Source organism: Citrobacter sp. wls829 (assembly GCF_005280825.1).
GTDB lineage: Bacteria > Pseudomonadota > Gammaproteobacteria > Enterobacterales > Enterobacteriaceae > Citrobacter > Citrobacter gillenii.
Genome location: NZ_SZWP01000055.1, coordinates 93743 through 111890, shown reverse-complemented (window position 1 = coordinate 111890; position 18148 = coordinate 93743). Strand labels below are relative to the sequence as shown.

Here is an 18148-nt window from a genome sequence, read left to right as displayed (position 1 = left end):
AGAGTGTAGGGTTTTACGGGGTACGGTTACGCGGCGCTACCCTGGACGAGAGGTGCCAGAGCGGCGGGCAGTTGCTTTCCCAGCTCTTGTACCAGTGAGTCACGGCTGATTTCACGAATGGATTTTGCACCGGTCAGCGTCATCGCCACTTTCATTTCTTTCTCAATAAGGTTCAACAGGTTAGCGACACCTGCCTGACCGTGGGTCGCCAGTGCATACAGGTAAGCACGGCCCAGCAGTACGGTATCCGCACCCAGTGCAATCATGCGCACCACGTCCAGACCGTTACGGATGCCGCTGTCTGCCAGAATCGCAATATCGCCTTTCACCGCGTCGGCAATGGCGGGTAGCGCACGCGCAGAAGACAGCACGCCGTCCAGCTGGCGGCCGCCGTGGTTCGAGACCACGATGCCGTCGGCGCCAAAGCGTACGGCGTCGCGGGCATCTTCCGGGTCGAGGATCCCTTTGATTACCATCGGACCGTCCCAGAATTCACGGATCCACTCGAGGTCTTTCCAGGAGATGGACGGATCGAAGTTGTTTGCCAACCAGCCGATGTAATCCTCCAGGCCGGTGGGTTTACCCAGGTAGGTCGAGATATTGCCTAAATCATGCGGACGACCGTTCAGGCCAACGTCCCACGCCCACTGCGGATGGGTTACCGCCTGCCAGTAACGGCGCAGCGCGGCATTCGGACCGCTCATCCCGGAATGTGCGTCACGGTAGCGCGCGCCGGGCGTGGGCATATCGACGGTAAAGACCAGCGTGGAGCAACCCGCTGCTTTAGCACGCTCCAGCGCGTTACGCATAAAACCGCGATCGCGCAGGACGTACAGCTGGAACCACATCGGACGCTTGATCGTCGGGGCAACTTCTTCAATCGGGCAGACGGAAACCGTCGAAAGCGTAAACGGAATACCTTTGGCGTCAGCGGCAGCGGCGGCCTGAACTTCGCCCCGGCGGGCATACATGCCGCACAAGCCAACCGGCGCTAATGCCACCGGCATCGACAGTTTTTCGTTGAACAGGGTGGTTTCCAGACTCAGGTCGGCCATGTTCTTCAGCACGCGCTGGCGTAGTGCCACCTCCGATAAATCTTCGACGTTACGGCGCAGGGTATGCTCTGCATAGGCACCACCGTCGATGTAGTGGAACAGGAAGGGGGGCAGAATGCGCTGGGCTGCGGCGCGATAATCGCTGGCTGCTGAAATAATCATGAGTTGTTCTCCCTGCTAATTTCATTATGGTCACCGGGCAGACGGGTAATACGCGCCTGGCGGGCCTGGTCTTCATCAAAGCGTTTAATGGTGGTGTGGACAAAGCTGAGGTGCGCCATCATCGCCTTACGTGCGCCATCAGCGTCGCCGGCGACAATCGCGTCCAGCACGGCAAGGTGCTGTGCTGTGAGCTGTGAAAACACAGGTGGCACCAGGTACATACGCTGGCGGCTCTGTTTTACCGAGGACTGCAATACGTCGAAGAAACCGCGCATGGTCTGGAGCAGCACCACGTTGTGCGACGCTTCCGCAATGGCGAGGTGAAAGCGAACGTCTGCTTGTGAGGCGAGATCCGGGTCCTCACTCTGCGTGGCCTCAAAACAGAGCCTGATTTTCTCTTTGTCGGCGGTTGTGGCGCGCATCGCGGCATGCCACGCGGTGCTGGCCTCAATGGCGTGGCGGGCTTCGAGAATATCGAAGCTGTAATCCGGATCGTCCGCCATCAGGCTTTTCAGCGGCTGAACGATGTTTTGTTCGGACCAGGCTTCATGCTGCCAGCGGACAAACGTCCCGCCGCCGCGACGGCTGAGCAGCACGCCTTCACTGACCAGCTTTGCCAGCGCCTCGCGCAGTGAATTGCGCGACACGCCGAGCTGTACGGCCAGCTGGCGCTCGGCAGGCAACTTCATGCCCGCCTCCAGCTGTTGTTCTTCAATCAGCGCCCGCACGCGAGTAGCGACCTCGTCGGACAGGCGTCTGGGCATCACTATCATGGGATCATCCAGGTTAAGACATAGGCCTGAAGCGTGGTAATCACACCCACCATACAGGTGAATATCAGGCTGTGTTTCACGGTAAAGCGGAACAGGTCAGATTCTTTACCCACCAGTCCCACGGCCGCACAGGCTATGGCGATAGATTGCGGGGAGATCATTTTGCCGGTTACGCCACCGGTGGTATTTGCCGCCACCAGCAGTACATCGGAGACACCGATTTGCTGCGCTGCCGTTGCCTGTAGGGCTGCGAACAGTGCGTTAGAAGAGGTATCTGACCCGGTCAGGAATACGCCCAGCCAGCCGAGGAACGGCGAGAAGAAGGTAAAGGCGCTGCCGGTGTGTGCCAGCGCTAATGCCAGCGTCGAAGACAGGCCTGAGTAGTTAGAGATAAATGCGAATGCCAGTACCATCCCGATGGAATAGATGGGCAACGCCAGCTCTTTCAGCGTGCTGCCGAAGGTTTGCAGGGCGGCAGAGGGCTTCATTTTCAGCCAGACGATAGACAGCAGGGCGGCAAACAGAATGGCGGTGCCGGTCGCTGAGAACCAGTCAAACTTGTATACCGCCGCGTAGGCCGTGGCTTCGTGTACCACCGGCGGCATGCGGGCCACCAGTTTGTCGAGGAACGGTACCGGAACATTCACCACCCAGTGATACATCACGCCGCCAGGGGCAAACAGCGCTTTAAACGGTGGGATGCTCCACAGCGTGACCGTTGCTGTCAGAAACAGGAACGGTGACCAGGCGCGAACCACCTGGCCGGCGGTGTAGTGAGTGCGGGCCAGCGTTTGATCGACCTGTGAAGCACCCATGTCGCCAAAGCGGAAGATGCGTACCGGCTGCCAGCGTTTCAGGAACAGCGTCAGACACACCAGTGACACCAGAGAAGAGATGATGTCCGGCAGTTCTGGCCCGATAAAGTTAGAGCTGAGGTACTGCGCGATGGCAAAGGAGCCGCCTGCGACCATTACCGCCGGCCAGGTCTCTTTCACGCCGCGCCAGCCGTCCATAATCGCCATGATCCAGAACAGCACGATAATCGTCAGGAACGGCAGCTGGCGGCCTACCATCTGGCCGATTTCAAAACTGTCCAGCCCGGTAACCTGACCAGCAACCAGGATCGGAATACCCATTGCGCCAAACGCCACCGGCGCGGTGTTTACAATCAGGCACAGACCTGCGGCGTACAGCGGGTTAAAGCCCAGGCCAACCAGCAGTGCGGCGGTAATCGCCACCGGGGCGCCAAATCCTGCAGCCCCCTCGAGGAATGCGCCAAAGCAGAAGCCGACAATCAGCATCTGCAGACGCTGGTCCGGGGTAATCGACAGAATTGAGGAGCGGATAATGTCGAACTGCCCGGTCTTGACCGAAATCTTATAGACGAATACGGCGGCGATGATTATCCAGGCAATCGGCCACAGACCATAGAAGAAGCCGTACACCACGGATGCCAGCGCGTGATCGACCGGCATTTTGTAGAACAGCAAGGCGACCAACAGGGCAATCCCTACCGTCCACGTCGCAGCGACATAACCTTTCAGCTTGAGCTTAATCAGCGCGAAGAAAAAGAACAGAATAGGGAGTGAGGCAATCAGGCTTGAAAGCCAGATGTTACCGGCCGGGTCGTAGTTTTGTTGCCAGAGATTCATTGCAGGTCTCCTGGGGGCCGCCGACATAATGCAATGAGTCTGTGCTCATCTCGTCGTCACACTATGTGTAAAAGTGGCCCTGCCAATATTGTTGTGTAGGGGTAATGACAACGAATGGTTAATCAAATGTTATTTATTGGCAACGGCATTGTAAGTTAATTTTAACGAAATGTGAGGGGGTATTCGGATCTGGCTAAAATTGGTAGGGCCAATTGGCGGAGAAATAGGAGACCGGGCAAACGGACGTTGCCCGGAGGGTGATCAAAACTCAGTCTTTGAAAAGCCAGTCATCTCTTTCAGGCCCATTTCACGACCCAGTTCGGTCATCGGGTGTACGATCACCAGGCCGCGCACGCTTTTCTTCAGCTTGCCCATGTCGGCCTGCTCTTTTTTGGTGATGGCGCGACGGAACGGGAGCTTGCTGAGCTTTTGTGCTTCTTTGCTCAACTTCTGACCGTGAACTTCACGCAGGCGCACGATCTCGGCTTCCAGCGTTTCTTTTTCTTTTTCCAGCTCGGCATATTTGTCGGCGGCTTCAACCAGTGACAGGTCTGCCTGCTGGTGGCGGATGGCGTCCAGGCGATCGCTCAGACGTTTAATTTCGTTTTTTTCGACTTCTTTCATAGGATAGCTTCTGCTAAAAATAGGATGAATATCCTATAGTATGCGCGCAGAGGGGGATTATTCTCAACTAATCGAAGATAAATAATCAAATGCTGCAAGTATTATTTCGCTAATGAAAATGTTAGCTGTTTGATTAAAAAGGGATTTTAAGAAATAAGATCGTTGATGGTGCTTTTTGTCGGTGGCGGCATAGTGAAGCACGTTTTCCTCAATATAATTAACCATCCGATCCTAAACTTAAACCATCGACCGCGTAGGCGGGTCGCGGATAATACATGGAGGATTAATCATCATGGCGAAAATAGGCGAGAACGTTTCGATTCTTATTGATAAAACCATCGATTTTATGGCGTCAAGCCAGGCTTTTCGTGAGTACTTGAATAAAACGCCGCCGCGTAACACGGTGCCTTCTGAGGTCCCGCAGGAAAACGTGCCGCTGTATCTGCAGCGTCTGGAGTACTATCGCCAGCTGTATCGACCGCAGCAGGATGAGAAGTAAATCGGTATGACGTTATTTCTGAAAGGCTTTCTTTAAGCTGATTTTAGAAATCAGCTCGGTCAGAGAGAGCACCATGGTTGAGCGTACCATTTGCTGGTAGCGCTGGATTTGCATGGCGTACAAACCTGAGTCTGAGGTATCAAACTGGGGCGGGGGCGGGAGCGCCGTCACGCAGTGCAGTTCACCAAACGGTCCGAGAATTTCGTCGTCGGTGAACGCATATTCATTACCGTCGTGATTCAATTCCTCACGCAGCGCCATCAGCAGTTCCGCATCTTCATACTCAGGGCGGCTGAGCACACCCAGGCCGTAGATCAGCTTCAGACGGACCGACAGATCGCCCAGCGGCCCGTCGCCGTCGAGCAACGGTTCCACTGCATATTTAACCGCGTAGTCGTCTTTGCGAAATACCTGAAGCACCAGGATATTCACCGCCTCGGTGAGTAAATCTACGGCGGTGATGAGGAAGCTGCGTACGGTTTTGCCAGCATTCAGACGCTCAAGCACACGATTTTCAAAGGCCTGCGTTTGTTCCATTATTGCCTGCATATCTGACAATCTGATATTCGGGCGCAGGCTGACCTGCGCCGCACTGTGGATCATTTGGTTGCGTTATATGCGTTAACCGCCTCCGCCACCACGTCGCTGTTGGCATCCAGCCCGGAAACCTGTGCCAGCGCGGCCTGTGGGCCTTTTTCGTCAATCAGCGCTGCCAGTTCCTGCGCCTGCGGGTCTTCTTCACTGCGGTAATGCATCGCCGCAGCAATACCCTGCACCAGATTAAAGTGCGGCAGGCCGTACTCCAGCGTGCCGAGCAGCGGCTTGATTAAACGGTCGCCTGCGCTCAGTTTACGCAGCGGCTGGCGGCCCACGCGCTCAACGTCATCTTTCAGGTACGGGTTTTCGAAACGACTGAGGATTTTCTGAATGTATGCTGCATGTTTTGCCGCATCAAAGCCATAGCGTTTGATCAGTACCGCGCCGCTCTCTTCCATCGCACCTTTTACCACTGCGCGGATTTTCTCGTCGAGAATCGCGTCACGGATGGTCTGATGACCGGTCAATTTTCCGAGGTACGCGGTTATAGCATGCCCCGTGTTCAGCGTGAAGAGCTTACGTTCGACAAATGCCATCAGGTTATCAGTTAATTCCATTCCCGGGATGTTCGGCAGCTCGCCTTTGAACTGGGTTTTGTCGACAATCCACTCGCTGAAGGTTTCTACGGTAACTTCCAGTGGGTCATTGGTGGCAGAGGCGGAAGGCGGAACAATACGGTCTACGGCAGAATCGACAAAACCAACGTGTTCTTCAACCCAGGCTTTATCCGCATCGTCCAGCGCGTTCAGCACGTGACCTTTCAGCTGGGTGGTGCCGCGCACCATGTTTTCACAGGCAATAATATTCAGAGGGGTGCTAATACCCTGCGCTTTACGCTTGACCAGCCCTTTGGCGATGGCAGGCGCAATGCGCTCCAGCACGACCGGACCAACCGCGGTGGTCACGAGATCAACCTGGGCAATCAGTTCAACGACATCGTCGCCGATGCTGCTGACGGCGTTAACGCCGGAAACGGTATCAACCTGCTCATTTTCACCGACAACATGAACCTGATAGCTATGACGGGCATTCAGGGCGTCGAGAACCACCTGATTTACATCCGCAAACGTCAGTTGTATCCCCGCGTCTGCCAGCAGTTTGCCGATAAAGCCACGACCGATATTACCTGCGCCAAAATGTAATGCTTTCATAGTATTAACCTTCATTAATGTTTTTACCCAAGAGGGCTGGGGTGAGGCTTTTCCCTCAACCTAACCCTCTCCACAAGGGAGAGGATTTTGTAGGCCCGGTAAGCATGAGTCCTACCGGGCAATAACGCTTACTTACGACCTGCCAGCAGTTCCAGCACTTCATCCACGCTGGTGGTCTGCGCCAGACGTTCGATCACGGATTCATCATCCAGCGCGTTGGTCAGGCTGGTAATCACCTGGATGTGCTCATTGTTACGCGCGGCGATACCAATCACCAGGCGGGCAATGTCGTCTTCTTCTTCACCGAAGCGCACACCTTCCGGGTACTGACAGAACACGATGCCGGTTTTCAGCACGCGATCTTTAGCTTCGATGGTGCCGTGCGGTACCGCAATGGACTCACCCAGGTAGGTAGAGGTCAGTTTTTCGCGATCCAGCATTGCCTGGACGTATTCCGGCTCAACATAGCCGCCTTTCACCAGTTGCTCACCGGCAAACAGAATGGCTTCTTCTTTGTTGGTGGCTTTACGGCCAAGGAAGATATTCTCCGCACCCAGTTTGAACAGGTTGTTATCACCTTCATCAAAACTGTCTTTCAGGTGGTCACGTACCTTCTCTTCGTTAACGTTGTGGCGCTGTGCGGCAACCAGACGCTCGGTCAGGCTGGTGTACAGACCGCTGTCGAGGAAGTTGGTCAGCGAAATGTGCTGCGCCTGCGGAACCTGGCGCATAGCGCGTTCGGTCAGGTCACGGTGTGTAATGACCAGATCCACATCCGGCGGCAGATTGTTAATCGCGCTGTTGGTGACGGAGATCTGAGACAGACCGGCATCCTGCACTTTCTTGCGCAGTACGCCTGCACCCATTGCGCTGGAGCCCATACCGGCATCACAGGCAACGATGATTTTACGCACATGGCTCAGGTCGTTGGTGACATCGCCCGCAGACAGCGGAGATGAACCTTTGGATTCTGCTTTCATGTCGTGCATGCGACGGGTCGCTGCATCAATGTCATCTTCTTCTTTCACTTTGCTGGTTTTCAGCAGAATGGCTGAGACCACAAAGGAGACCGCCATGGCCGCACAGATTGCCGCGATGTTAGCGAAGTACGCACCTTTTGGCGTCATGGCCAGTACGGCCAGGATAGAGCCCGGAGAGGCCGGAGAAACCAGACCGCCGCCGAGGATAGTCAGCGTAAATACGCCGGTCATACCGCCGAGGATAACGGCCAGGATCAGACGTGGGTTCATCAGCACGTACGGGAAGTAAATTTCGTGGATACCGCCCAGGAAGTGGATGATAGCCGCGCCGCCCGCAGACTGTTTAGCGCTACCGCGACCGAAGAACATGTACGCCAGCAGGACGCCCATACCCGGACCCGGGTTTGCTTCAATCAGGAAGAAGATGGATTTGCCCATCTCATGGGACTGCTGAATGCCCAGCGGTGAGAAAATACCGTGGTTGATGGCGTTGTTGAGGAACAGGATTTTCGCCGGTTCAACAAAGATAGACGCCAGCGGCAGCATGTCATGGACAACCATGAAGTTAACGCCTGCTGCCAGAATTTTGGACAGGGCTTCAACCAGTGGGCCAATGCCGAGGAACGCCAGGATAGCGAGGATCATCCCGATGATGCCGGCGGAGAAGTTGTTCACCAGCATCTCAAAGCCGGATTTAATCTTACCGTCAACCCAGTTATCGAAGTGTTTAATCGCCCAGCCGCCCAACGGACCGGCAATCATTGCGCCGAGGAACATCGGCATATCGGCACCGACGATCACACCCATTGTGGTGATGGCACCGACCACACCGCCGCGATCGCCACCCACCAATTTACCGCCGGTGTAACCAATCAGCAGCGGCAGAAGATAGGTGATCATAGGGCCAACGAGCTTAGCCAGCGTTTCGCTCGGCAACCACCCTGTCGGAATGAATAATGCGGTGATAATACCCCACGCGATAAACGCGCCGATATTCGGCATCACCATGTTGCTGAGGAATCGACCAAAGCTTTGCACTTTGATCTTAATATCGGATGACATAAAAACACCCCTTCTTATGTTTACTATCGCGCAGGCTGAAAGCCCGAGGTTTGTTAATGTAGCGGCAGGAGGTAGCCGGACCCTGTAGATACTGCGAAATCTGGCACTGAATCGTTCAACTGTCCAGTCGACGCCTTTTTATGTGATATTCGTCACGTAAATATAGGGTGTATGGCGGTAGTTAATGTGACATTCATCACAAAACACCAGTACAAAAAAACACCTCACGGTTAGAATTCACCCAAAAAGGCAGAAAAATGTGAATTGGTTCACGTTTTATGTTGGCGTGTTTGTTGAGTCTTTGTGATCTGAATCACAAGAAATTTTCATCTGTTTTTTTCCCAGTGTGATCTGAAGCAGATTCTCCCCCGCCCATTTTTTGCGGAAAATAAAGCAACTTTTACTCAGAAAATATATTTTTTTTGTGGTATGGCAAAAATTGCCAACTCCAGTTATGTTCAAGACATCAGCCAGGGTACATACGGCTGCCAGCACAAAAAAACTCTAATTAGTGTGAATTCGAGGCAGGTATGTTTCTAAATTATTTCGCGTTGGGCGTGCTCATTTTCGTCTTCCTGGTTCTGTTCTACGGAATCATCGCCATCCATGATATTCCCTACAACATGGCTAAAAAGCGTAACCATCCCCATGCCGATGCGATTCATACGGCGGGCTGGATTAGCTTGTTTACGCTCCATGCCATTTGGCCGTTCCTGTGGATTTGGGCCACGCTCTACCAACCCGAACGCGGCTGGGGAATGCAAAACCATATTCAGCCAATGACGGGCAACCCTGATATTGACGCTCTTGCGAAGCGCGTAGCCGATCTGGAACAAAAACTGGCTGCGGTGCAACCCGCCGCTGATAAGAACACGCAGGAGCGCTGATCATGGATCTGTTGATTGTTTTGACCTACGTGGCATTTGCCTGGGCCATCTTTAAGATATTCCGTATCCCGGTAAACCAATGGACGCTTGCTACCGCAGCTTTAGGTGGCGTGTTTATTGTTGCGGGCCTCATTTTATTAATGAACTATAACCACCCGTATACTTACACTGCGCAAAAAGCGGTGATCTCCATTCCAATTACGCCGCAGGTTACGGGGATTGTGAGTGAGGTTACCGATAAAAATAATCAGCTGATTAAAAAAGGCGAGGTGTTGTTCAAACTCGATCCAGGCCGCTACCAGGCGCGCGTCGACAGGCTGCAGGCCGACCTGGTTACCGCAACGCACAATATCGATAATTTAAAAGCGCAACTTTCGGAAGCGGTCGCCAACACCACGCGAGTGTCCGCCGAGCGCGATCGTCTGTATAAAGATTATCAACGCTACCTGAAAGGCAGCCAGGCGAAGGTTAACCCGTTTTCTGAAAGCGATATCGACAACGCCCGCCAAAACTACCTGGCACAAGATGCGCTGGTGAAAGGCTCCGTTGCGGAACAAACCCAGATCCAAAGTCAGTTAGACAGCATGGTTAACGGCGAGCAGTCGCAGGTTGCCTCTCTGCGTGCTCAGCTTGCTGAAGCCAAATACAATCTGGATCAGACCGTCGTGCGTGCGCCAAGTAATGGCTATATCACGCAGGTGCTGATCCGTCCGGGGACCTATGCCGCTGCGCTGCCTCTGCGACCGGTGATGGTCTTTATTCCGGAACAGAAACGCCAGATTGTGGCCCAGTTCCGCCAGAACTCATTGCTGCGTCTTGAACCGGGCGATGAAGCGGAAGTGGTGTTTAATGCGCTACCAGGCCAGGTTTTCTCCGGTAAATTGACCAGCATTCTGCCGGTTGTGCCGGGAGGCTCTTATCAGGCTCAGGGCGCATTGCAGTCCTTAACGGTGGTGCCGGGTACCGATGGCGTGCTGGCAACGATTGAACTGGAGCCGAATGCCGAAGTTGACGCCTTACCGGACGGCATTTATGCCCAAGTGGCGGTTTACTCCGACCATTTCGCCCACGTGTCGGTGATGCGTAAAGTACTGCTGCGTATGACCAGCTGGATGCATTACCTTTATTTGGATCATTGAGACCGTCGTCACCTGCCATTTGCCGTGGCCTGAGCCATACTGATATTTTTGTTGGCAAAAAGGACACGGCATGAAACTCATTGGTAGCTACACCAGCCCTTTTGTGCGAAAAATCTCTATTCTGTTGCTGGAAAAGGGCATTACCTTCGAATTCGTTAATGAACTCCCCTACAACGTCGAAAACGGCGTGGCGCGCTACAACCCGTTAGGAAAAGTGCCCGCGCTGGTCACCGATGAGGGCGAGTACTGGTTCGATTCGCCAATCATCGCCGAATACATTGAGCTGCTGGATATTGCGCCAGCCATGTTACCGCGCGATCCGCTGGCGGCGCTGAAAGTGCGTCAGATTGAAGCGCTGGCGGACGGTATTATGGATGCTGGACTTGTCTCCGTACGCGAACAGGCCCGGCCAGCCGCACAGCAATCAGAAATCGAACTGCTGCGCCAGCGCGAGAAAATTACCCGCAGCCTGGATGTGCTGGAAGGCTATCTGGCAGACGGCACCCTGAAAACGGACACGGTGAATCTGGCCACCGTCGCCATCGCCTGCGCCGTGGGTTATCTCAATTTCCGCCGCGTCGCACCCGGCTGGTGTGTTGACCGACCGCGACTGGTCAAACTGGTGGAAACGCTCTTTCAGCGTGAGAGCTTTGCCCGCACAGAACCGCCAAAGGCTTGATGCGTATTATGTCCGCCTGAGCAAACTCACGGTACAATCCCCCCATATTGCTATCCCTCTCCCCGGCGGAGAGGGCCACCAACAGCCAGGCCCTTTCATGACAACCGACATGCGTTCACTCTACAGCCAGCTTCCTGCGATCGATCGTTTATTGCGCGACAGCGCCTTTCTTGCCTTACGTGAGTCTCACGGCCATACCCGGGTGGTGGAGCTGCTTCGCCATATGCTCGACGAAGCCAGGGAAACGATTCGCGACGCGCAGGCGCTCCCGGCGTGGAGTGACGACTGGGCGCAAGAAGCCAGCGCCCGGCTGGAGCGCGAGTCGCACAGCGCGCTGCGTCCGGTCATCAACCTGACGGGTACGGTGCTGCACACCAACCTGGGTCGTGCGTTGCAGGCGCAAGAAGCGATTGAGGCGGTGATGCAGGTGATGCACGCGCCGGTGACGCTGGAGTATGACCTCGACGGCGCCGGTCGTGGGCATCGCGATCGTGCGCTGGCGGACCTGTTGTGTCGCATTACGGGAGCCGAAGATGCCTGCATCGTTAATAACAATGCGGCAGCGGTACTGCTGATGTTGGCTGCGACCGCCAATGGTAAAGAGGTGGTGGTTTCACGCGGTGAGCTGGTGGAAATTGGCGGCGCGTTTCGTATTCCGGACGTGATGCGCCAGGCCGGGTGCGTTCTACATGAGGTCGGTACCACTAACCGGACGCACGCCAGCGATTACCGTCAGGCAGTGAATGAAAATACCGGTCTGTTGATGAAAGTGCATACCAGCAATTACAGCATTGAAGGCTTTACCAAAACGGTGGATGAAGCCGAGCTGGCGGCGATCGGTCATGAGCTGGATGTTCCGGTGGTGACGGATCTGGGTAGCGGCTCGCTGGTGGATCTCAGCCTGTACGGTTTACCCAAGGAGCCGATGCCGCAGCAGTTGATTGCCGCGGGTGTTAGCCTGGTCAGCTTCTCGGGCGACAAGCTGCTGGGGGGGCCGCAGGCCGGAATTATCGTCGGTAAGAAAGAGATGATTGCCCGGCTGCAGCGTCATCCGCTGAAACGTGCGCTGCGGGCCGATAAAATGACCCTGGCGGCACTGGAAGCCACTCTGCGGCTCTATTTACACCCGGAAGCACTGGCGGAAAAATTACCCACGCTGCGCCTGCTCACTCGTAAGGAAGAGGCGATCCGCGAACAGGCCCAGCGCTTACAGGCACAGCTCGAACAACATTATGGCGGCGAGTTTGCACTGAACGTGATGCCCTGTCTGTCGCAGATTGGCAGTGGTTCGCTACCGGTTGATAGACTGCCCAGCGCGGCATTAACCTTTACCCCGCATGACGGGCGCGGTAGCCGCCTTGAGGCCCTGGCTGCCCGCTGGCGCGCGCTACCGGTGCCGGTCATTGGGCGAATTTATGATGGCCGCTTATGGCTGGATCTGCGCTGTCTTGAAGACGAGCCCCGGTTTATGGAGATGATGCTGAAATGATTATTGCAACAGCCGGACACGTTGACCACGGAAAAACCACGTTATTACAGGCGATTACCGGTGTGAATGCCGATCGTCTGCCGGAAGAAAAAAAACGTGGCATGACCATCGATTTGGGCTATGCCTACTGGCCGCAGCCGGATGGCCGCGTGCTGGGGTTTATCGACGTTCCCGGACACGAAAAGTTTCTGTCCAACATGCTGGCGGGCGTCGGCGGCATCGATCACGCGCTGTTGGTGGTGGCCTGCGATGATGGCGTGATGGCGCAAACGCGGGAGCATTTGCAGATCCTGCAACTGACGGGCAATCCGCAGCTCACCGTGGCGCTGACCAAAGCCGATCGCGTGGATGACGCGCGTATTGACGACGTGCGTGCAGAAGTGCAGTCAACGCTGGCGAACTTTGGTTTTGCCGGGGCGACACTTTTCGTGACCGCTGCCAGTGAAGGGCTGGGTATTGATGCATTACGTGAGCATCTGCTGCAGCTGCCTGCGCGAGAGCTGGCCCGCAATCACACCTTCCGGCTGGCAATTGACCGCGCCTTTACGGTGAAGGGGGCGGGCCTGGTAGTTACCGGCACGGCGCTCAGTGGTGAAGTGAACGTTGGCGACACGCTGTGGCTGACTGGGGTCAACAAACCGATGCGCGTGCGTAGTCTGCATGCGCAAAACCAGGCCACTGAGTACGCTCATGCCGGGCAGCGTATTGCCCTGAATATTGCCGGCGATGCGGAGAAAGAACAGCTCACCCGCGGTGACTGGCTGTTGTCCGATGCACCGCCGGATGCCTTGACCCGCGTCATTGTCTCTTTAGAGCACGCCGCCCCGCTGACACAGTGGCAACCGCTGCATATTCACCACGCGGCCAGCCACGTGACCGGGCGTATTTCCCTGCTCGAAGGGACGCTGGCGGAGCTGGTGTTTGATACGCCGCTGTGGCTGGCCGATAACGACAGACTGGTGCTGCGCGATATTTCTGCCCGCACGACGCTTGCGGGTGCACGCGTGGTGACGCTCAACCCGCCGCGTCGTGGCAAGCGTAAACCGGAGTATCTGCAGTGGCTATCGGCGCTGGAAAACGCACAGAATGACGGCGACGCGCTGGCAGTGCATCTGACGCGTGGCGCGGTGAGCATCCCCGATTTCGCATGGGCGCGCCAGCTTAACGGCGACGGTATGCGCCCGTTGATTGAGCAACATGGTTTTATTCAGGCTGGATATAGCTTGTTGAATGCCTCTGTTGCCGCCCGCTGGCAGCGTAAAATTTTGGATACGCTGGCGACGTACCACGAGCAGCATCGCGATGAGCCGGGACCGGGGCGTGAGCGTCTGCGGCGCATGGCGCTGCCGATGGAAGACGAAGCGCTGGTCCTGCTGCTGATCGAAAAAATGCGCGATAGCGGCGTTATCCATAGCCACCATGGCTGGCTGCATTTACCGGACCATAAGGCCGGCTTTAGCGATGAGCAGCAGGCCATCTGGCAAAAAGTTGAGCCTCTCTTCGGCGATGAGCCGTGGTGGGTGCGGGACCTGGCGAAAGAAACGGGCACTGATGAGCAGGCCATGCGTCTGGCGCTACGGCAGGCAGCGCAGCAGGGCATCATTACCGCGATCGTCAAAGATCGCTATTATCGTAACGATCGCATCGTGGCTTTTGCCAATATGATCCGCGAACTGGATCTGGAAAAAGGATCAACCTGTGCCGCTGATTTCCGCGACAGGCTGAATGTGGGACGTAAATTGGCTATCCAAATTCTGGAATATTTTGACCGTATTGGGTTTACCCGTCGCCGGGGAAATGATCATTTATTACGCGATGCATTACTGTTTCCCGAAAAGTAATGACACAATTAATTCATAGAAAACATGAATTAATACAAAATAGCGGTTGATTTATATAAGCACATTAGATTTTAAACCTAATGTGCTTTTTTAATTTCTGGTGTTATTAAAATAACAACCACGATCATATTTTGATGGGATTTTCACACGTATGCTGCCTACCTCTTTAGAGTAATTAAGGATTGTACAATGGCTGCTTCAACATTTTTTATCCCATCTGTGAACGTAATAGGTACTGGTGCATTGAAGGATGCCATGAATACAATGGCGGAATATGGATTCCGTCGTACGTTAATCGTGACGGATGCCATGCTGACCCAATTAGGGATGGCGGGCGATATTCAAAAGGCCTTACAGGAACGTGATATTTTCAGTGTTATTTTTGATGGTACACATCCTAACCCAACTACCAGCAACGTTGCGGCGGGTCTGAAACTTCTGCAAGAACACCAGTGTGATAGCGTTATTTCCTTGGGCGGCGGCTCACCACACGACTGTGCGAAAGGCATTGCGCTGGTGGCGGCTAACGGCGGCGACATTCGTGACTACGAAGGCGTTGACCGTTCTGCAAAACCACAGCTGCCGATGATTGCCATCAACACCACGGCGGGTACGGCATCTGAAATGACCCGTTTCTGCATCATCACTGATGAAGAACGCCACATTAAAATGGCGATTGTTGATAAGCACGTAACCCCGCTGCTGTCGGTAAATGATTCCTCGCTGATGGTCGGTATGCCGAAGTCTCTGACGGCGGCCACCGGTATGGATGCGCTGACCCACGCCATTGAAGCCTATGTTTCCACTGCTGCCACGCCGATTACCGATGCTTGTGCACTCAAAGCGGTAACGATGATTGCTGAAAATCTGACGGTTGCCGTGGAAGAGGGCAGCAACGCGCAGGCGCGCGAAGCCATGGCCTACGCGCAGTTCCTCGCCGGTATGGCCTTTAACAATGCATCTCTGGGTTACGTTCACGCAATGGCGCACCAACTGGGCGGTTTCTATAACCTGCCGCACGGGGTGTGCAACGCCGTCCTGCTGCCGCATGTTCAGGTGTTCAACAGCAAGGTTGCTGCGGCTCGCCTGCGTGACTGCGCGGCTGCAATGGGTGTGAATGTGGCGGATATGAGCGAAGCGCAAGGCGCTGAGGCCTGCATCGCGGCGATCCGTGAGCTGGCGCAGAAAGTGGCAATTCCGGCAGGCCTGCGCGACCTGAACGTGAAGGAAGAAGATTTTGCTATTCTGGCGACCAACGCCCTGAAGGATGCCTGTGGTTTTACCAACCCGATTCAGGCGACGCATGAGGAAATCATGGCGATCTATCGCGCGGCAATGTAAACCGTGACATCTGTCGTAAAGCAGTAAATGGCTGGCGAATAATTCGCCAGTCCCGTCTACCTTTGTAGTACCCCTACAGCAAGGAGACGGTCATGACCAATAACCCCCCTTCAACGCGTATTCATCCCGGCGAGTATGGTTATCCCCTGAAGTTAAAAGCCCGATACGATAACTTTATCGGCGGCGATTGGGTGGCACCGGTGGACGGTGAGTATTACCAGAACCTGACGCCGGTCACCGGGCAGTTACTGTGCGAAGTGGCCTCTTCCGGCAAAAAAGACATCGACCTGGCATTGGATGCCGCGCACAAAGTCAAAGATAAATGGGCGCATACGTCCGTTCAGGATCGTGCTGCGCTCCTGTTCAAGATTGCCGATCGCATGGAGCAAAACCTGGAGCTGCTGGCGACGGCAGAAACCTGGGATAACGGTAAGCCAATCCGCGAAACCAGCGCGGCAGATGTGCCGCTGGCCATTGACCATTTCCGCTATTTCGCCTCCTGTATTCGAGCCCAGGAAGGGGGGATCAGTGAAGTCGACAGCGATACGGTGGCGTATCATTTCCATGAACCGCTCGGCGTAGTCGGGCAAATTATCCCGTGGAACTTCCCGTTGCTGATGGCGAGCTGGAAGATGGCGCCGGCCCTGGCAGCGGGTAACTGCGTGGTGCTGAAGCCAGCTCGTCTGACGCCGCTGTCGGTGCTGCTGCTGATGGAAGTTATCGGCGATTTGCTGCCACCGGGCGTGGTGAACGTGGTCAACGGTGCAGGCGGAGAAATCGGCGAATATCTGGCGACATCAAAACGCATTGCGAAAGTGGCGTTTACCGGATCGACGGAAGTCGGCCAGCAGATCATGCAGTACGCCACACAGAATATTATCCCTGTCACGCTGGAACTGGGTGGCAAGTCGCCGAATATCTTCTTTGCCGACGTTATGGATGAGGAAGATGCGTTCTTTGACAAGGCGCTGGAAGGCTTTGCGCTATTTGCCTTCAACCAGGGCGAGGTGTGTACTTGCCCGAGTCGTGCACTGGTGCAGGAATCTATATACGAACGTTTTATGGAGCGAGCCATTCGCCGTGTGGAGAGTATCCGCAGCGGTAACCCGCTTGATAGTGTCACGCAAATGGGCGCGCAGGTCTCGCATGGGCAGTTAGAAACCATTCTGAACTACATTGATATCGGTAAGAAAGAAGGGGCGGATGTCCTGACCGGCGGGCGGCGTAAGCAACTGGATGGGGAGTTAAAAGAGGGCTACTACCTCGAGCCAACCATCCTGTACGGCAAGAACAATATGCGCGTTTTCCAGGAAGAGATCTTCGGCCCGGTGCTGGCGGTCACAACCTTTAAAACTATGGAAGACGCGCTGGAGATCGCCAACGATACCCAATACGGACTGGGTGCTGGCGTCTGGAGCCGTAACGGTAATCTGGCCTACAAGATGGGACGTGGTATTCAGGCCGGACGCGTCTGGACCAACTGCTACCATGCCTACCCGGCACATGCGGCGTTTGGCGGCTATAAACAGTCGGGTATCGGGCGGGAAACTCACAAGATGATGCTGAACCACTACCAGCAGACCAAGTGCCTGCTGGTGAGCTACTCTGATAAACCGCTGGGGCTGTTTTAATCTCCTGTCACTTATTGCCCGGTATCGCATAGCGAGCCGGGCATCAAGTTATGCTCTGCAGTTTACTCAGGTAAATGACTGGGGTGAGCGAACGAAGCCAACAAAGAAGCAGCTCAAAAGACGATGGGTATATATAAACCCATATAGCGTTATATAAATAAGGCAATTGCATCCAATCTGGTCATTCCACTATTATGCTCAAATCTATTATTTAAAACTAATAGCATACAAATTCTTTATTTTTAATCCCTGAGGCAAATATGTTTCTTGATTATTTTGCATTAGGAGTGCTTATTTTTGTATTCCTGGTCATTTTTTATGGGGTTATTATTCTGCATGATATTCCCTATCTAATTGCAAAAAAACGTAACCATCCTCATGCCGACGCTATCCATGTTGCGGGATGGGTAAGTCTGTTTACGCTGCATGTTATTTGGCCCTTTTTATGGATTTGGGCAACGCTTTACCGCCCGGAGCGCGGTTGGGGCATGCAACACGCTGATTCTTCCCTGATTCAACTTCAGGAGCGGGTAGCCGATCTGGAAAAGAAACTGGCCGAGGTTAAGACCTCCCCGGCGGAGTAATA

At 54.7% G+C, this 18148-nt stretch carries 16 protein-coding genes; 9 read left to right on the top strand and 7 right to left on the bottom strand.

What is annotated here, in order from left to right:
• Window positions 1-26: 26 nt before the first annotated feature.
• From lldD to FDW88_RS10225, 4 genes are all read right to left on the bottom strand, one after another.
• Window positions 27-1217, bottom strand: a complete 1191-nt coding sequence (lldD, locus tag FDW88_RS10240; protein ID WP_096759102.1) for an FMN-dependent L-lactate dehydrogenase LldD — start codon at window positions 1215-1217, stop codon at window positions 27-29.
• On the bottom strand, window positions 1214-1990 hold the full coding sequence (gene lldR, locus FDW88_RS10235; protein ID WP_096759103.1) for a transcriptional regulator LldR: 777 nt from the start codon (window positions 1988-1990) through the stop codon (window positions 1214-1216). The genes lldD and lldR overlap by 4 nt, the downstream gene beginning before the upstream one ends.
• Window positions 1987-3642, bottom strand: coding sequence for an L-lactate permease (gene lldP, locus FDW88_RS10230; protein ID WP_137362501.1), 1656 nt, complete (start codon window positions 3640-3642; stop codon window positions 1987-1989). The genes lldR and lldP overlap by 4 nt, the downstream gene beginning before the upstream one ends.
• A 261-nt stretch (window positions 3643-3903) precedes the next feature.
• Window positions 3904-4266 (bottom strand): YibL family ribosome-associated protein, encoded by a 363-nt coding sequence (locus FDW88_RS10225; RefSeq protein ID WP_096759105.1) that lies wholly within the window; start codon window positions 4264-4266, stop codon window positions 3904-3906.
• Window positions 4267-4558: 292 nt separating this feature from the next.
• On the opposite strand from FDW88_RS10225, the gene FDW88_RS10220 reads away from it, so the two are divergent.
• The gene (locus FDW88_RS10220; protein WP_096759106.1) at window positions 4559-4765 is read left to right on the top strand and encodes a hypothetical protein; all 207 of its coding nucleotides are present in this window, start codon (window positions 4559-4561) and stop codon (window positions 4763-4765) included.
• A 12-nt stretch (window positions 4766-4777) separates the two neighbouring features.
• Here FDW88_RS10220 and mtlR read toward each other — a convergent pair whose 3' ends face one another.
• From mtlR to mtlA, 3 genes are all read right to left on the bottom strand, one after another.
• Window positions 4778-5368 (bottom strand): mannitol operon repressor MtlR, encoded by a 591-nt coding sequence (mtlR, locus tag FDW88_RS10215; protein ID WP_096759107.1) that lies wholly within the window; start codon window positions 5366-5368, stop codon window positions 4778-4780.
• Window positions 5365-6513, bottom strand: a complete 1149-nt coding sequence (gene mtlD, locus FDW88_RS10210) for a mannitol-1-phosphate 5-dehydrogenase (protein WP_137362500.1) — start codon at window positions 6511-6513, stop codon at window positions 5365-5367. Before mtlD ends, mtlR begins: the two co-directional genes overlap by 4 nt.
• Window positions 6514-6641: 128 nt before the next feature.
• The gene (gene mtlA / locus FDW88_RS10205; protein WP_115257184.1) at window positions 6642-8555 is read right to left on the bottom strand and encodes a PTS mannitol transporter subunit IICBA; all 1914 of its coding nucleotides are present in this window, start codon (window positions 8553-8555) and stop codon (window positions 6642-6644) included.
• 530 nt (window positions 8556-9085) lie between these two features.
• Between mtlA and FDW88_RS10195 the strand changes: the two genes are divergently transcribed.
• The 8 genes from FDW88_RS10195 to FDW88_RS10160 all read left to right on the top strand — a co-directional run bounded on the left by FDW88_RS10195 (window position 9086) and on the right by FDW88_RS10160 (window position 18146).
• Window positions 9086-9442, top strand: a complete 357-nt coding sequence (locus FDW88_RS10195) for a DUF3302 domain-containing protein (protein WP_117342538.1) — start codon at window positions 9086-9088, stop codon at window positions 9440-9442.
• 2 nt (window positions 9443-9444) lie between these two features.
• Window positions 9445-10581 carry an HlyD family secretion protein gene (locus FDW88_RS10190; RefSeq protein WP_115257186.1) on the top strand — a complete coding sequence of 379 codons (1137 nt, stop codon included), beginning with the start codon at window positions 9445-9447 and terminating at the stop codon, window positions 10579-10581.
• A gap of 70 nt (window positions 10582-10651) precedes the next feature.
• Window positions 10652-11260, top strand: a complete 609-nt coding sequence (locus FDW88_RS10185; protein WP_115257187.1) for a glutathione S-transferase — start codon at window positions 10652-10654, stop codon at window positions 11258-11260.
• A 97-nt stretch (window positions 11261-11357) separates the two neighbouring features.
• Window positions 11358-12749, top strand: a complete 1392-nt coding sequence (gene selA, locus FDW88_RS10180; protein ID WP_137362499.1) for an L-seryl-tRNA(Sec) selenium transferase — start codon at window positions 11358-11360, stop codon at window positions 12747-12749.
• Window positions 12746-14590, top strand: coding sequence for a selenocysteine-specific translation elongation factor (gene selB, locus FDW88_RS10175; protein WP_137362498.1), 1845 nt, complete (start codon window positions 12746-12748; stop codon window positions 14588-14590). Before selA ends, selB begins: the two co-directional genes overlap by 4 nt.
• 189 nt (window positions 14591-14779) lie before the next feature.
• Window positions 14780-15931 carry an L-threonine dehydrogenase gene (gene yiaY, locus FDW88_RS10170; RefSeq protein WP_135911233.1) on the top strand — a complete coding sequence of 384 codons (1152 nt, stop codon included), beginning with the start codon at window positions 14780-14782 and terminating at the stop codon, window positions 15929-15931.
• Between the two features lie 92 nt (window positions 15932-16023).
• On the top strand, window positions 16024-17562 hold the full coding sequence (aldB, locus tag FDW88_RS10165; protein ID WP_096759116.1) for an aldehyde dehydrogenase AldB: 1539 nt from the start codon (window positions 16024-16026) through the stop codon (window positions 17560-17562).
• A gap of 260 nt (window positions 17563-17822) precedes the next feature.
• Window positions 17823-18146, top strand: coding sequence for a DUF3302 domain-containing protein (locus FDW88_RS10160; RefSeq protein WP_137362497.1), 324 nt, complete (start codon window positions 17823-17825; stop codon window positions 18144-18146).
• The last annotated feature ends 2 nt before the right edge of the window (window positions 18147-18148 follow it).

Excerpts from the sequence above, each read along its gene's own strand:
- aldB (WP_096759116.1), top strand. The coding sequence starts at position 16,024 with ATGACCAATAACCCCCCTTCAACGCGTATTCATCCCGGCGAGTATGGT.
- lldD (WP_096759102.1), bottom strand. The coding sequence starts at position 1,217 with ATGATTATTTCAGCAGCCAGCGATTATCGCGCCGCAGCCCAGCGCATT.
- yiaY (WP_135911233.1), top strand. The coding sequence starts at position 14,780 with ATGGCTGCTTCAACATTTTTTATCCCATCTGTGAACGTAATAGGTACT.
- mtlR (WP_096759107.1), bottom strand. The coding sequence starts at position 5,368 with ATGATCCACAGTGCGGCGCAGGTCAGCCTGCGCCCGAATATCAGATTG.
- FDW88_RS10195 (WP_117342538.1), top strand. The coding sequence starts at position 9,086 with ATGTTTCTAAATTATTTCGCGTTGGGCGTGCTCATTTTCGTCTTCCTG.
- mtlA (WP_115257184.1), bottom strand. The coding sequence starts at position 8,555 with ATGTCATCCGATATTAAGATCAAAGTGCAAAGCTTTGGTCGATTCCTC.
- lldP (WP_137362501.1), bottom strand. The coding sequence starts at position 3,642 with ATGAATCTCTGGCAACAAAACTACGACCCGGCCGGTAACATCTGGCTT.
- FDW88_RS10220 (WP_096759106.1), top strand. The coding sequence starts at position 4,559 with ATGGCGAAAATAGGCGAGAACGTTTCGATTCTTATTGATAAAACCATC.
- lldR (WP_096759103.1), bottom strand. The coding sequence starts at position 1,990 with ATGATAGTGATGCCCAGACGCCTGTCCGACGAGGTCGCTACTCGCGTG.
- selA (WP_137362499.1), top strand. The coding sequence starts at position 11,358 with ATGACAACCGACATGCGTTCACTCTACAGCCAGCTTCCTGCGATCGAT.
- mtlD (WP_137362500.1), bottom strand. The coding sequence starts at position 6,513 with ATGAAAGCATTACATTTTGGCGCAGGTAATATCGGTCGTGGCTTTATC.
- FDW88_RS10225 (WP_096759105.1), bottom strand. The coding sequence starts at position 4,266 with ATGAAAGAAGTCGAAAAAAACGAAATTAAACGTCTGAGCGATCGCCTG.
- FDW88_RS10190 (WP_115257186.1), top strand. The coding sequence starts at position 9,445 with ATGGATCTGTTGATTGTTTTGACCTACGTGGCATTTGCCTGGGCCATC.
- FDW88_RS10160 (WP_137362497.1), top strand. The coding sequence starts at position 17,823 with ATGTTTCTTGATTATTTTGCATTAGGAGTGCTTATTTTTGTATTCCTG.
- FDW88_RS10185 (WP_115257187.1), top strand. The coding sequence starts at position 10,652 with ATGAAACTCATTGGTAGCTACACCAGCCCTTTTGTGCGAAAAATCTCT.
- selB (WP_137362498.1), top strand. The coding sequence starts at position 12,746 with ATGATTATTGCAACAGCCGGACACGTTGACCACGGAAAAACCACGTTA.